Source organism: Virgisporangium aliadipatigenens (genome assembly GCF_016863615.1).
GTDB classification, from domain to species: Bacteria; Actinomycetota; Actinomycetes; order Mycobacteriales; family Micromonosporaceae; genus Virgisporangium; species Virgisporangium aliadipatigenens.
Genome location: NZ_BOPF01000040.1, coordinates 38,609 through 52,193, shown reverse-complemented (window position 1 = coordinate 52,193; position 13,585 = coordinate 38,609). Strand labels below are relative to the sequence as shown.

The 13,585-nt window shown below is 71.8% G+C and carries 13 protein-coding genes; 7 read left to right on the top strand and 6 right to left on the bottom strand.

Annotated elements, in window-relative coordinates:
- Positions 1-225: 225 nt before the first annotated feature.
- The 4 genes from Val02_RS38705 (at position 226) to Val02_RS38690 (ending at position 4,347) form a co-directional block, all read left to right on the top strand.
- Positions 226-1,107 carry a helix-turn-helix domain-containing protein gene (locus Val02_RS38705; RefSeq protein ID WP_203904297.1) on the top strand — a complete coding sequence of 294 codons (882 nt, stop codon included), beginning with the start codon at positions 226-228 and terminating at the stop codon, positions 1,105-1,107.
- Positions 1,108-1,125: 18 nt separating this feature from the next.
- Positions 1,126-1,353: a DUF397 domain-containing protein gene (locus Val02_RS38700; RefSeq protein ID WP_239153664.1), complete on the top strand. Its 228-nt coding sequence runs from the start codon at positions 1,126-1,128 to the stop codon at positions 1,351-1,353.
- 57 nt (positions 1,354-1,410) lie between these two features.
- Positions 1,411-2,745: a chitosanase gene (locus Val02_RS48415; protein ID WP_275415653.1), complete on the top strand. Its 1,335-nt coding sequence runs from the start codon at positions 1,411-1,413 to the stop codon at positions 2,743-2,745.
- Between the two features lie 141 nt (positions 2,746-2,886).
- Positions 2,887-4,347 carry a benzaldehyde dehydrogenase gene (locus Val02_RS38690; RefSeq protein ID WP_203904296.1) on the top strand — a complete coding sequence of 487 codons (1,461 nt, stop codon included), beginning with the start codon at positions 2,887-2,889 and terminating at the stop codon, positions 4,345-4,347.
- Here the strand turns inward: Val02_RS38690 and Val02_RS38685 are convergent.
- The gene (locus Val02_RS38685; protein ID WP_203904295.1) at positions 4,310-5,107 is read right to left on the bottom strand and encodes an arylamine N-acetyltransferase family protein; all 798 of its coding nucleotides are present in this window, start codon (positions 5,105-5,107) and stop codon (positions 4,310-4,312) included. The two genes, Val02_RS38690 and Val02_RS38685, sit on opposite strands and share 38 nt — an antisense overlap.
- Positions 5,108-5,316: 209 nt before the next feature.
- Between Val02_RS38685 and Val02_RS38680 the strand changes: the two genes are divergently transcribed.
- Positions 5,317-6,153: a hypothetical protein gene (locus Val02_RS38680; protein WP_203904294.1), complete on the top strand. Its 837-nt coding sequence runs from the start codon at positions 5,317-5,319 to the stop codon at positions 6,151-6,153.
- Here the strand turns inward: Val02_RS38680 and Val02_RS38675 are convergent.
- Positions 6,142-7,848, bottom strand: coding sequence for a proline--tRNA ligase (locus Val02_RS38675; RefSeq protein ID WP_203904293.1), 1,707 nt, complete (start codon positions 7,846-7,848; stop codon positions 6,142-6,144). The two genes, Val02_RS38680 and Val02_RS38675, sit on opposite strands and share 12 nt — an antisense overlap.
- 45 nt (positions 7,849-7,893) lie before the next feature.
- Positions 7,894-8,502, bottom strand: coding sequence for a 30S ribosomal protein S4 (gene rpsD, locus Val02_RS38670; RefSeq protein WP_203904292.1), 609 nt, complete (start codon positions 8,500-8,502; stop codon positions 7,894-7,896).
- A 53-nt stretch (positions 8,503-8,555) separates the two neighbouring features.
- On the opposite strand from rpsD, the gene Val02_RS38665 reads away from it, so the two are divergent.
- Positions 8,556-9,308, top strand: a complete 753-nt coding sequence (locus Val02_RS38665) for a DUF2470 domain-containing protein (protein WP_203904291.1) — start codon at positions 8,556-8,558, stop codon at positions 9,306-9,308.
- Here the strand turns inward: Val02_RS38665 and Val02_RS38660 are convergent.
- Positions 9,277-10,515 (bottom strand): hypothetical protein, encoded by a 1,239-nt coding sequence (locus Val02_RS38660; RefSeq protein ID WP_203904290.1) that lies wholly within the window; start codon positions 10,513-10,515, stop codon positions 9,277-9,279. The two genes, Val02_RS38665 and Val02_RS38660, sit on opposite strands and share 32 nt — an antisense overlap.
- A 70-nt stretch (positions 10,516-10,585) precedes the next feature.
- Here Val02_RS38660 and Val02_RS38655 point away from each other — a divergent pair, with 70 nt between their 5' ends.
- Positions 10,586-11,092: a hypothetical protein gene (locus Val02_RS38655; protein WP_203904289.1), complete on the top strand. Its 507-nt coding sequence runs from the start codon at positions 10,586-10,588 to the stop codon at positions 11,090-11,092.
- A 21-nt stretch (positions 11,093-11,113) separates the two neighbouring features.
- Here the strand turns inward: Val02_RS38655 and Val02_RS38650 are convergent, their stop codons facing one another.
- A complete protein-coding gene (locus Val02_RS38650) occupies positions 11,114-12,994 on the bottom strand; it encodes an ABC transporter ATP-binding protein (protein ID WP_203904288.1) in 1,881 nt (626 codons plus the stop codon).
- Between the two features lie 66 nt (positions 12,995-13,060).
- Positions 13,061-13,582, bottom strand: a complete 522-nt coding sequence (locus Val02_RS38645; protein WP_203904287.1) for a hypothetical protein — start codon at positions 13,580-13,582, stop codon at positions 13,061-13,063.
- Positions 13,583-13,585 lie beyond the last annotated feature (3 nt).

Sequence of the window (13,585 nt, the reverse complement as noted above, 5' to 3'; positions counted from 1 at the left end):
TCGGATGCGCCGGGCACGCACCGAGATCGGTGTCGGAGGGCCTCACCGGACAACCGATCGACGCACTCCCTTGATCGGATCGGGATACTCGATATTTATATTGCGCAACGGATTGCCGCCGAACGCAAGAAGCCGTTATGCGCCATCTGGCCGTGATCATCCGCGCAACTTGCAGAACCCCACCGCAAGATGCCGAACCGAGGCGCAACTCGCTATGGTTTGCTGATGCCGGCTAGGGCAAAACAAACGCCCCCCAGACATCAACTCGGTCGGGACCTGCGCCTGATCCGCGAACAACGGCACCTGACGGCCGCCGCCGTGGCCGCGACCCTGGGCTGGTCCGAGTCCAAAATCAGCCGGATAGAAACGGCACTCGCCGCGATCTCCGCGAACGATCTCACGCGCCTCCTCGATCTGTACGAGGTCAACGAGCCCCGACGGGCACCGCTGATCGAACTCGCCGCGCAGGCACGCCAACGGCGACGCCGATTCCACACCGGCGGGACACTGCCCGACGTGTACGAGAAATACACCGAGTTCGAGGCCGAGGCAGCAACCATATCGGTCTATTGCAATACCGTCATTCCCGGCCTGTTGCAAACTCCCGAATATGCGAAGTCGATCGCTGCGGCGGCACCGGCACCCGAAGATGAGGAGTTGCTTTCCGAACGCATTTCCGTGCGCATGGTCCGACAGGCGGCGGTCTTTACGAGACAGCCACCCCCGGCGCTGCACATTGTGATCGACGAGGCCGTACTGTCCCGTATGATCGGCGGCCCCAGTGCCATGCGCCGACAGCTTCTACGAGTCCTGGAGGTGAGCGAGGCGCCCCGTACCACCGTCCAGATCCTGCCCTTCACGTCCGGCGCACATGCCGCACTCTCCGGCCCGTTCGTCATCCTCACGTTCGAGCCCGACACCGTTCCCGCGCAGGTCTACTGCGACGGGCTGACCGGCGGCGTCATCCACAAGAATCCGGACGACGTCGAGCTTTATCGACGGTGTTTCAATTCCGTCGCAAACGGAGCGCTCGATCCGTTTGAGTCGGCCGACATGATCGGTCGCGCCGCGGATCGCCTGGTCGGCCCCAATCACCCGACGGAGTGAAGTTGGGCGGATCATGCGGTGGCCGAAAACCTGCGAAGCACACTTCTGCAGGTGAATTGGCGTAAGAGTAGCCGCAGTTGGGACACCGCGAACTGCGTTGAGGTGCTTGTGGCGAAAGCAGGCGTGTCGATCCGCGACTCGAAGAGTACCGAGTCCGGCATGCTCGAATTCGATGCTGACGTATACCGTGAATTTATCCACGCGGTCCGGACAGGGCGGTTCGACATCACCGCACAGGTCCGCTGAGCCGAACATCCGCGAACCGCCCGCCCGGGTACCCGCCACTGCACTAGGTTCGGTGCGATGGGCGGGTGGGAGCGGCGACTGAAAGCGTTGATCGCCGCGGTCGCGCTCGGGGTGGCGGCCACCTCCTCGGGCGTGCTGATGTTCCGCGGGCAGGCGGCCGCCGAGACGCTGCTCTCCCGGGGCAAGCCGGCCGTCGCGTCGTCTGTCGAGGGGCCGGAGTTCGCTGCCGGCCACGCCGTCGACGGGGACAACCGGACCCGCTGGGCCTCCGAGGAGGGCGTCGACCCGCAGTGGATCCAGGTGGATCTCGGCTCGGTCGCCCGGGTCACCCGCGTGGAGATCGCCTGGGAGGTGGCGTACGCGCGGGCGTTCTATCTGGAGACCTCGACCGACGGGACGACCTGGACGCCGGTCGCGACCATCACGGGCGGCGACGGCGGCCTCGACCGGGTCCGGGTCGACAGTCGGGCCCGTCAGGTGCGGATCCTCGGCACCGAACGCGGCACCGCCTACGGCTACTCGATGTGGGAGCTGCGCGTGTACGGGGAGCCCGGCGTGCCGGGAACGGGCTCGACGAGTTCGTCGCCCACGCCGGCACCGGCGGGCAGCGCGACCGTCTCGGCGACGCCGTCCGCTTCCCCGTCGGCGAGCGCGTCGGCGCTGCCGGCCAGTGCCGCGCCGCGGGTGGACCTGTCCGACGCGCGCAAGAAGGACATCGCGATGCAGCTCGTCGCAAGCGCCGAGAACAGCTCGCTGAACTGGCGCGCGCAGTACGCCTACATCGAGGACATCGGCGACGGGCGCGGTTACACGGCGGGGATCATCGGGTTCTGCTCGGGCACCGGCGACATGCTCGACGTCGTGAACCGCTACACCCAGCGGAAGCCCGGCAACGCGCTCGCCAAGTACCTGCCGGCGCTGCGCCAGGTCAACGGCAGCGCGTCGCACGCCGGGCTCGACCCCGGGTTCACCGGCGATTGGAAGGCGGCGGCGGCCGATCCCGCGTTCCAGCGCACCCAGGACGAGGTGCGCGACGGCACGTACTTCAACCCGGCCGTGGGCCAGGCCAAACGCGACGGGCTGCGGGCGTTGGGGCAGTTCGCCTACTACGACGCGATCGTGATGCACGGGCCGGGGAGCCAGCGGCTGGCGTTCGGCGGGATCCGGGCGGCGGCGCTGGCGAAGGCGAAGCCGCCCGCGCAGGGTGGGGACGAGACGGCGTTCCTGCATGCGTTCCTGGACGCGCGGGCCGCCGCGATGAAGGCCGAGCCGGCGCACCGGGACACGAGCCGGGTGGAGACGGCGCAGCGGGTCTTCCTCCGGGCCGGCAACCTCGACCTGAACACGCCCCTGGCGTGGAGCGTCTACGGCGAGCCGTACCGGATCGGGTGATCGTGGATCTTGGTGCACGGGTGCTGCCGGATGCGCCATGGGGCGACACTGACGCACCAAGATCGACGATCACGAGAGGCCTCTTCCGGCCAATGGAAGGGGCGTGGCGGACCGGAGCGTGACCGTGCTCACAATTCGCGGGTGACTCTCCTCGATCGCAGTGTGTGGGAAGGCCGGATCTGGTCCGGCGGTTGGATCACCGGCTCGGGCGGGGAGTACGCCGCCGTCGAGCCCGCCACCGGACGGGAGCTGGCCCGCGTGGGCGCCGCGACCGCCGCCGACGTGCACAAGGCCGCCGAACGCGCGCAGCAGGCCCAACGCGAGTGGGCGGCCCTACCCTACGACCGGCGCGCGGCCGTTCTGCGCAGGGCCGGGCAGCTCTTCATCGAGCACGAGGACGAGATCCACGAGTGGCTGGTGCGCGAGTCCGGGGCGATCCGGCCGTTCGCGCAGTTCCAGACGCGGGGGGTCGCCGCCGAGGAGTGCTGGGAGGCGGCCGGGCTGGCCAGCCACCCGTTCGGCGAGATCCTGCGCAGCAACCAGCAGCGGCTGTCCATGGCGCGGCGGCTGCCCGTGGGCGTGGTCGGGGTGATCTCGCCGTTCAACGCGCCGATCATCCTGTCGATCCGGGCGATCGCGCCGGCGCTGGCGCTGGGCAACGCCGTGGTGCTCAAGCCCGACCCGCGCACCGCGATCAGTGGCGGGGTGGTCTTCGCGCGGCTCTTCGAGGAGGCGGGGCTGCCCGACGGGCTGCTGCACGTGCTCCCCGGCGGGGTCGACGTGGGCGAGGCCGTCGTCACTGACCCGCTGATCCGGGTGATCGCGTTCACCGGGTCGACCGCCGCGGGCAAGGCCGTCGCCCGCGCCGCCGCCGACCATCTCAAGCGCGTTCACCTGGAACTGGGCGGCAACTCCGCGCTCCTCGTCCTCGACGACGTCGACCTGGAGAAGGCGGTGTCGGTGGGCGCGTTCGGGTCGTTCAACCACGCGGGGCAGATCTGCATGGCCACCAGCCGGCACATCGTGGCGGCGTCGATCGCCGACGACTACGCGAACGCGCTGGCCGTGCACGCCGACCGGCTGCCCGTCGGGGATCCCACCGGCGAGGTGGCCATCGGCCCGATCATCGACGCCAAGCAGCGGGACAACATCCACCGCGTGGTGACGTCCAGTGTGGACGCCGGTGCGCGACTGGCCGCCGGTGGCACCTACGAAGGGCTGTTCTACCGGCCGACGGTGCTCGCCGACGTGCCGCTGACCGCACCCGCGTACGCGGAGGAGATCTTCGGACCGGTGGCGCCGGTGGTCGCGTTCCGCGACGTGGAGGAGGCCGTCCGGCTGGCCGCCGGGACGGAGTACGGCCTGTCGCTGGGCATCCTGACGGCCGACGCGATGCGCGGGCTGGAGATCGCCGAGCGCATCCCGGCCGGGCTGGTGCACATCAACGACCAGACCGTCAACGACGAGGCGATCATCCCGTTCGGCGGGGTGGGCGCCTCCGGCAACGGCTCGCGGGCCGGCAGTCCCCAGTCCAACCTGGACGCGTTCACCGAGACCCAGTGGGTCACCGCCCGGCGGGATCTCCCGGCATATCCGTTCTGACCGGCACGCGCGGCAGTTCCAGGCCGAAGTGGTCGCGATAGGCGGCCATGAGCGCCGCGTCGTCCGCCAGCGTCTCCTCCGTCTTCACGCCGTCGACGGTGCGGATCAACCGGTCGCCGGAGATCGAGATCCGGCCGTCGGCGGTGAGGCGCGAGCAGATCACGCCCTGCGTGAAGTGGGACTCCGGCGACGTGGCCGTCCACCAGCACGTCGGCACGCAGTCGGCCAGCTCGAGCGGCCGGCGCTCGATCCGGTACTGCGGCTCGCCGTCCTTGACCACGTCCACGTCGTCGCCGGCGTTCACCAGCCGGAACCCGCCGCCGGGATCCTCCTGCACCCACGGCTCCGCCCAGCGCAGCGGGTACGTGCTGTGCGCGCCGAACCCGACGTCGCAGACCCACGGCTCGCCTCCCTCGACGGTGTGCACCAGCAGCGTCAGGTGCGCCATCGGGGCGCTCAGCGTCCCGGCGCCGTAGACGCGGGCGCCGTGCAGGTCGACCCGGGCGCCGAGGGCGCGCAGGAGCTGCGCGAAGAGGCCGTTCAACTCGTAGCAGAAGCCGCCCCGGCGCCGGTGCACGATCTTGTCGACCAGGTCGTCCGGGTCGAGCGAGATCGACTCGCCGAGGTGGATGCTGAGGTTCTCGAAGGGAATCCGCTCCTGGTGCGCGCGGTGCAGCGCGCGCAGCGCCGCGGTGTCCAGCCGCTCCGGCCGGGGCGTCCCGAGGCGGTCCAGGTACGCCGCGACAAGCTCGTCCCTCATGGCAATGGATCCTATTGCGGTCCCCCTGGGGTGTTCCGCCGATCGGGTTCTTGCGTCCCGTTCCGCTCCGCCCCACGGGCCGATTCTGTTGGGGTTGGAGCATGGGTTGCCCGCGTTGCGGAGGCGCCGACCGCAGACCCGTCGCCCCCGGTTACTTCCAGTGCACGAGTGTGGTGCCGACCAGCCGGCCCGCCCAGACCCCGTCCGGGATGCAGATCATCCCGAGCAGTGCCGTCTGCGGTCACCGTTATCAACCGGGCCGCGCGGTCGTCGGGGCTTCGTGCGGCTGTGGAACGTACGCCGTCGGCGTCTGCGCCGAGTGCGGCCGGGGCGTCTGCGGCGACCACTCGCACGCCGGCGACGTGCGCACCTGCACCGACTGCGACACCGTGGAACGCGAACGGGTGCTGCGCGAGGCGGAACGCTTCCGCACCGAGTCGCACGACCGCGTGATCGCCGCCCTGACCGAGGTGCCCGATCCGCTCGAACGCCTCCTGCGGGTGGCCTGGTACCTGGTGCGCGCGACGGCGCTGAGCGAGCGCACCGGCGCCAGCGACGAGGACCTGCACGTCGTCGTCCCCGAACTGGACGGCGGCACGTGGGAGACGACCGAGGTCGCGGACTGGTTCCTGGACCGGGCCGCCGAGCAGGGCCTCGAACCGCCGGACCGGCTCAGCCTCGGCGTGAAGCGCTTCTCCTGGACCAGGGCGCTGGCCGGGCACGCCGGTTCGTACTACGAGCCGGGCCCCTCGCGACCGGCGTGGCGGCTACCCGGCGCCTCCACCCACGAACGGGTCGACGACCAGCTGCGCACGCACCGCCTGGACGCGTACGTGCTGCCGGACGCGCAGGTGGTGGCGCCGGCCGGCGGTGGGCACCACGTGACCCGCCACGGCTGGGAGTACGAGTGGTTCATCACGTCGGTGGAGCCCACCGAGCTGACCCTGGAGGGCCTGGGCGCGCTGGCGGACCTGCTGGGCTACTCGGTGGACCAGCCGGAGGTTCCCGAACTGGCCCACCTGCGCATCCAGCGCTCAGCCGTGTGAGGTGATCGCCTTGCGGACCTCTTCGACCAGGTCCGCACACGCGACGGCACGCGTCTCGCCGGTGGCCCGTTCGGTGAACTCGACGGCACCCTCGCTCAGCGCCTTCTTGCCGACCGTGATCCGGAACGGGATGCCGACCAGCTCGACGTCGCGGAACTTCACGCCGGGCCGCTCGTTGCGGTCGTCCACGATCACGTCGACGCCGGCGGCGCGCAGCTGCTCGTAGACCTGCTCGCCGAGCGCGACGGTCTGCTCGTCCTTCGGCTGCGCGATCACGACGGCGACGGCGAACGGCGCCACCGACAGCGGCCACACGATGCCCTTGTCGTCGTGGTGCCCCTCGACGATGGCCGCCATCGCGCGTTCGACGCCGATGCCGTAGCTGCCCATGATCACCGGGATGCGGTTGCCGTCGGGGCCGAGCACGTTGGCGCCGAGCGCCTCGGCGTACTTGTAGCCGAGCTTGAAGATGTGGCCCACCTCGATGGCGCGCTGCACCTGGAGCGGCTCGGCACAGGTGGGGCACTCCTCGCCGGCGGCGACCTCGCGCAGGTCGGCCCAGCGGCCCACGGTGATGTCGCGCTCGACGCTGACGCCGCGCAGGTGCACGTCGTCGGTGTTGGCGCCGGTGAACATGTCGGTGCGCCCGCGCAGCGCCTCGTCGGCGATGATCGGCAGGTCGGTGACGCCCACGCCGCCGAGGCTGCCCGGGGAGGCGCCGAGGGCCTCGCGGATCTCCTCGGGGTGTGCGGGGCGCAGTTCGCGGGCGGCGAGCGCGTCGTTGAGCTTCTGCTCCATGAGCGCGTGGTCGCCGCGCAGCAGCACCAGGGTGAGCTTGCCGTCGACGACGTAGACGAGCGTCTTGACCTGGCGCTCGCCCGGCGCGTCGTAGCGTTCGGCGAGGTCGGCGATGGTGCGCGCGCCGGGGGTGTCGAAGCGTTCGGGCGCCTGGAGACCGGGGGCGTCGGTGACGACGGGCAGCCGGGAGGTGGCCTTCTCGACGTTGGCCGCGTAGCCGCACGAGGTGCAGTGCACGACGAAGTCCTCGCCGGCCTCGGACGGACACATGAACTCCGTCGACGCGGAGCCGCCCATCGAACCGCTGGAGGCCTCCACCGGGATCGCCGGGATGCCGAGCCGCTGGAAGATCCGCACGTAGGCGTCGTGGTGCTTGTCGAACGAGGTGTCCAGCCCGGAGGCGTCCAGGTCGAACGAGTACGAGTCCTTCATCGTGAACTCGCGGGTGCGCATGAGGCCCGCCTTGGGCCGCGGCTCGTCCCGGAACTTCGTCTGGAACTGGTACCACATCTGCGGCAGCTGCTTGTACGAACTGAGTTCGAGCGCGAGGGTCGTGAAGATCTCCTCGTGCGTCATGCCGAGGGCGATGTCGGCGCCCTTGCGGTCCCGCAGCCGGAACATCTCCTGGCCCATGCCCTCCCAGCGGCCGGTGCGCTGCCAGATCTCGGCCGGGTGCATCGCCGGGAGGATGAACTCCTGCGACCCGATGCGGGCCATCTCCTCACGGATGATCGCGACGACGCGGCTGCGCACCAGAACGGCTATCGGCAGCAGGGAGTAGTGACCGGCCATCAGCTGGCGGATGTACCCCGCGCGCAGCAGCAGCCGGTGGCTGGGTGCGTCGGCGTCGGCGGGGTCTTCTCGCAGCGTGGGGATGTGCATCTGGGACCAGCGCATGGCCGGAAATTGTATGCGCTGGTCCCGTGCGCCCGACGGGCGGGATTACCGGGAGTAGAACTCCACGACCAGCTGCGTGTCGCAGATGATCGGCACCTCGGCCCGGACCGGCAGCCGCAGCACCCGCGTCGTCAGGTTGGGCAGGTCGGTGGAGAGGTACGGGGCGGTCCGCTCGAGCTGGTGCGCACCGGCGGCGGCCACCTGCCACGGGGTCTTCTCGCGGCTGGCCTCGTGCACCCCGACGACGTCGCCGGGGCGCAGCCGGTAGGAGGGCTTGTCGACGCGGCGGCCGTTGACGGTGATGTGCCGGTGCGTGACGGCTTGGCGGGCCTGGTAGATGGTGCGGGCCAGGCCGGAGCGCAGCACGGTGGCGTCGAGGCGCATCTCCAGGAGGGCGACGAGGTTCTCGCCGGTGGCGCCCTGCCTGCGGTGCGCCTCGTCGAACGCCCGCCGCAGCTGGCCCTCGCTGACGTTGTACTGGTGGCGCAGCCGCTGCTTCTCCATGAGCCGCACCGCGTAGTCGCTCGGGTTGCGCCGACGCCGGCCGTGCACACCCGGCGGGAAGGGCCGCTTCTCGAAGTACTTCACGCACTTCGGCGTCAACGGGATGCCGAGTGCGCGGGAGAGCCGCACCTTGGGCCGGGACTGGTTCACCGATCGACTCCTTGTCAGGTTAGCCTTACCTACACGAGCATAGGCTTACCTTAGTGGATCGGAGATCGCCCGTGCAGCCCAGCCCCGCAGAGATCGCTCGCACCCTCGCGTCGGGCCTGCTGCCCGGCGAGGCACACGTCCGCCAGCACCGCGGGCGGCTGCGGATGCGCCACGCGACCACGCCCGAGGGCGAGACGTTCCTGCTGACCCGGGCGGGCGGCACGCTGGAGCGCGCGCTGCGCCCGGCTCCCGGCGAGACCGACACCGCGCTGGTGCTCGCCGTCGACGATGTCGTTCCGGTGCAGGGCGGGCCGGATCACGGGCGGGTGTGGCTCTCCGGCTGGGCGGAGCGCCTCGACGGCGACGACGCGCGGGCCGCCGCCGACGGTTACGCCGCCGTCGCTCCCACCGGTGACCTGCTCGGCATCGGGTCGAGCCACTCGATCTACCGGTTCTCGGTGGACGAGGTGCGGCTGGAGCGTGGCGGCATCCTCGTCGAGATCGATCCCGTCGACTTCGTCTCCGCGACGCCCGACCCGATCCAGGCCGTCGAGCGCGAGTTGCTCGCCGACCTCAACGCCCACCATCTGGGGGAACTGGCGGAGGTGCTCGCACGCCGCGTTCCCGGCCCCGCCACGTTCCGTGCGGTGCGGCTGGACCGGTACGGCGTGGTGCTGGAGGCGTCCACTGTGGACGTTCCGGTGCGGATCAGCCTGCCCGAGCCGGCCCGCGACGCCGCGCACCTGACCGAGCTGCTGCACCCGGCGCTGTGCCCTAACTGCGCGGGACACCCCGCATCGCGCTGACCACGGCGGCCGTCTCGTCGCGGATGCGCGCCAGGTCCCGGTCCACCCGCCAGTAGTCCGGATGCGGGGCCTCCAGCGCCTCCTCCGCCGCACCGATGCGCCGCACCAGGCTGTCCAGCTGCGGCGCGTACTTGCGGTCCACGTTCTGTCCGAGGAACACGAACAGCCGCTGCGCCTCCCGGACGGCGAACCGGGTCCGGCGCACCGGTTCCCGCGGGTCCCGCTTCAGCTCCTCCAGGGCGGCGAGCCGGCGGGTGACGGCGTCCACGGCGTGCGAGGCGGCGTCCAGCGCCTCCCGGGCCGCGGCCACCTCCGCACGCGCCGACGGCCAGTGCTGCCGTGTCGACTCGCGTTCGGCCGCGGCGATCCGCTCCCGCGCGGCGCTCAACAGCCGGTCGGCCTCGGCCGGGCTGCCCTCCACGTCGGCGTACGCGGCGGCCACGAACTCCCGACGCAGCGCGCTCAGCGTCGCGGGGAGGCGTTCCCGCCGGGTGGCGACCGCATCCGCCCTGGTGTGCACCGACGCGAGCGAACGCCGCACCTCCTCGCCCTGCTCCCGCACGGTCTCCGCGAGGGAACGCGCCCGCGCCGCCTCGGCCAGCACGCCGTCGGCCGCCGCCACGGTGGCCCGCAGCCCGTGCACCGCCGGCCCCTCGGCGACGATCGCCCGGGCCCGTTCCGCCGCCGACAGCACCTCCGCCGCCTCGAACGCGGGCGTGCCGGCCCGTTCGGCCGCCTCGATCGCCGCGCGGGCGGCCGAGAGTGCCGCGTCGGCCTCCCGACCCGCCGCGCCGAGCCGGGTCACCGCGGCCTCGACGTGGGAGAAGACGGCCGCGTGCCGGGCCGTGAAGTCGCGCATGGCCGTGGCGGCCCGCTGCAGCGTCTCCTCGGCGTGGCGGAACGCCGCCTCGGCCAGCCGCGCGTCCCGTTCACTCAGATCCGTCTCGATGTCGAACTCGGCCGGAACCTTGAGATACGCGGCGAGCGCGGCGTCGGTGTCGGCGCGCAGCGCCTGCCAGTCCGGCCCCACCCGGGCGCCGGCGGCCGGATCGAGGGCGACCAGCGAGTCGACCTGGAGCTCGGTGCTTCGCTGCAACCCGTCGACCGCCACGAACACGGAGGCGGCGCTGCCCGCGGCGGCGCGGGCCCGTGCCTGTGCCTCGTCCCGCCCGCGACGCCACCAGCGCGCGGTGCCCTGCACCGTCACCCTGGCCACTTTAGGCGGCGCGGGCACCAGAAGGCTTGGTCACCGTGTGCGGTGGGTAGGGTCACTTGATGTGACCTGGTCCTTCGAATCGGCGCGGGAACCCGCGGCGTTCCCGGCGGGGCGGGCAGAGCAGCCGCCCGACGATCCGGCGCTCGAGCACGCCCTCGGTCCCGAGGGTGCGCTCTGCGGCATCCCGCGGGCCCGCATCACCATGTACCGGCACCTGTTCTTCCCGCAGCACCCGGCCGCCTGCCCCGCCTGCGTGAAGGCCGCCGCCGAGGTGCCGGCGATGCCGAGCGTGCAGGAACGCCTCCACGACCGCGTGCTGGAGGCCCAGGGCGGACCGCTGCGCAACGAACTCCTCGCCGTGCTGCGCACCGGGGCCAAGATCCGGCTGTGGGTCAACGGCGATCCGATGGACACGCTACGGCACGTGGCCGCCCTGGAACGGGTTCCGGAGGGGATCCGCGAGGTGCGGCGGCTGGGCGTCGCGGCGGTCCCGCACGACGGCGGCGAGTTCGTGGTGCTGCTGCCCGAGGGCGGGACGCCGTTCATCACCCGGGCGCAGTCTTCTTGAGGGCGCAGTCTTCTTGAGGGCTCAGGCGGCGTAGCCGCTCGCCTGCAGGTTGAACAGCTCGCGGTAGATGCCCTCCTCGGCCATCAGCCGGTCGTGACCGCCGTGCTGCACCACCCGCCCCTCGTGCAGCACGTAGATGTGGTCGGCGTGGCGGACGTTCGCGAGGCGGTGCGTGATCAGCACGATCGCCCGGTCCGGCCGCGCCCGCAGTTGCTGGAACACCGCGTGCTCGGCCCGGGCGTCCAGCGCCGACGAGGGTTCGTCGCAGATGAGCAGCGCCGCGTCGCGGTAGAAGCCACGGGCCGACACCAGCCGCTGCCACTGCCCGCCGGAGAGATCCTGCCCGTTCTTGAACTGGCGGTTGAGCAGCGTGTCGTAGCCGTACGGCAGTTCGGAGATCATCCCGTGCGCGGAGGCGGCGGTCGCCGCGTCGGTGATCGACGGGCCGACGTGCTCCGGCGCGCGGTCGTGGCGTCCGATGTGGATGTTCTGCCCGGCCGTGAACGGGAACTTCCACCAGTCCTGGCTGATCACGCCGACCTGTGCGGCGAGGCTGCGCGGGTCGAGGTCGCCGGTGTCGACGCCGTCCCAGGTGATGCGGCCGGCGCTCGGGGCGTACAGGCCGGCGATCAGTTTGGCGAGGCTGGACTTGCCGGAGCCGTTCTCGCCGACGAGTGCGATCACCTCGCCCCTGCGCAGCGTCAGCGAGACCCCGTCGACCGCGGGCGCGTCGGTGTCCGGATAGTGCAGGCACACGTCGTCGAGCCGGATCTCCTCGAACCCGTCGACCGGGTGGCCCGCCTCGTTCGGCAGCTGCTGGCGGGCGCGTTCCAGGAAGTCGCGGTAGTCGCCGTAGTAGAGCGCGTCCTCGTAGACCTGGTTGGCGGCGTAGATGGCGTTGTTGAGGCTCATCCGGGCGGACTGGATGGCCAGCAGCGCGGTCGCGGCCGCGGCGAGCGGGATCTCGCCGCGCAGCAGCAGGAGCCCGAGCAGCACGTACACGGCGAACCCGGCCAGCCCGGTCAGCGACGCGCCGGCCAGCCGGGTGCCGGTCTGCTGGCGGGCGAGGTCGAGGCGTTCGGCCGTGTCGACGTCCATGATCCGGCGGTACTGCGCCAGCAGGAACCCGCGCATCTGGTACGTGCGCACCTCGGCGGCGGTGTGCCGGTTGGCCATCAGGTGGCCGAGCATCCAGCGGCGGCGGTGCCGGGTGATGCGCGCCAGGAGGGCGATGTACTCCCGGCGGGCCATGCGCACGGCGGTGACCGCGGCCGGCAGCGCCGACAGGAACAGGCACGGCAGCAGAACGGGTTCGATGACGGCCACGGCGGCCGCGGTGGCGACGACGCCGACGACGCCCGTGATCAGGTTGACCGTGGTGTCCACGATGGACGCCGCTTCCAGCATTCCCCGGTCGCGGGCCCGATCCATCTCCTCGGCGAACCCGGCGTCGTCGAACGCGGCCAGCCGCACCGCCGTCGTCGCCTCGTACAGCCGCAGTTCGACCGTGTAGTTGATCTGTGGGGCGATGCGCGCCTGGGCCCAGCCCGCCGCGATGGTCAGCCCGCCGCGGGCCATCGTCGCGAGGGCCGCCGCGATCAGTGCCGGCAGGGCCGCCCGGACCCGGTCCGGGGTGGGCCCGGCGGCGAAGAGTTCGCGCAGCACCCCGGCCGTCGCGAGCAGGCCCAACGTGGTCAGCACCCCGGCGAGCAGGTTGAGGCCGATCGCGGCGACGGTGTCGCGGGGGTTGGCGCGCCAGGCGAGCCCGACCGCCTCGCGAACGATCGCGGGCAGGCGCCGGGCGACCGCCCAGAAGCCGGTGTTGACGAAGTCCTTGGTGTGGTGCAGCCAGTCCGGCGCCTCGAGCTCGGGGATCTCCTCGTCGTAGCCGTCGATGCTCACGGACCCATCGTCGCGAACCGATCAGTGGCTGAACCAGGTCTGAGGGCACACACGCCCCTGAATGAGTTACGAATCGAACAACTCACGTGCGGCGGCGGCCTCGGACACGGCGGTGTGGGCCGGGGCGGGTCGGGACGTCGCCACCCGGGAGAAGACCCGGCCGCCGGTGACCCCGCGCCGGGCGGTCACCGCGCAGGTCACCAGGTGCACCGGCGGCCCCGGATCGGTGAAGCGCCCGGTCCCCCACCGCACCCACAGCGCGATCCGGCCGGCGTCCGCCTCGGCGCGCAGCTTCTCGACCGAACGCTGCCGGTCGGAGCGGTCCACCTCGATCGCGACCGGCCGCCCGACCGGCCGGGCGAACGCCACGTCCAGGTCGGAACGCCGGTCCTCGTACGGCGGCGGCAGCGGGAACACGCTCGGCGCCCGCCGGTAGACCCGCCACCGCTGGGAGCGGCCCCATTCGACGATCGAGTCGACCAGCAGCCCGGTCACCTCGTCCGCGGGCCGGTCCACGAACGTGAACCCGTCCAGCCACACGGTGAGCGCGGCGGCGACGAGCGCGCTGTCGTCGTCCACAGTGGACATCGC

What these genes read in the sequence shown, in the direction of transcription:
- Val02_RS38705 (WP_203904297.1), top strand. Translation starts at nt 226, where the DNA reads ATGCCGGCTAGGGCAAAACAAACGCCCCCCAGACATCAACTCGGTCGG.
- Val02_RS48415 (WP_275415653.1), top strand. Translation starts at nt 1,411, where the DNA reads ATGGGCGGGTGGGAGCGGCGACTGAAAGCGTTGATCGCCGCGGTCGCG.
- Val02_RS38685 (WP_203904295.1), bottom strand. Translation starts at nt 5,107, where the DNA reads ATGAGGGACGAGCTTGTCGCGGCGTACCTGGACCGCCTCGGGACGCCC.
- Val02_RS38680 (WP_203904294.1), top strand. Translation starts at nt 5,317, where the DNA reads ATGCAGATCATCCCGAGCAGTGCCGTCTGCGGTCACCGTTATCAACCG.
- Val02_RS38675 (WP_203904293.1), bottom strand. Translation starts at nt 7,848, where the DNA reads ATGCGCTGGTCCCAGATGCACATCCCCACGCTGCGAGAAGACCCCGCC.
- Val02_RS38645 (WP_203904287.1), bottom strand. Translation starts at nt 13,582, where the DNA reads ATGTCCACTGTGGACGACGACAGCGCGCTCGTCGCCGCCGCGCTCACC.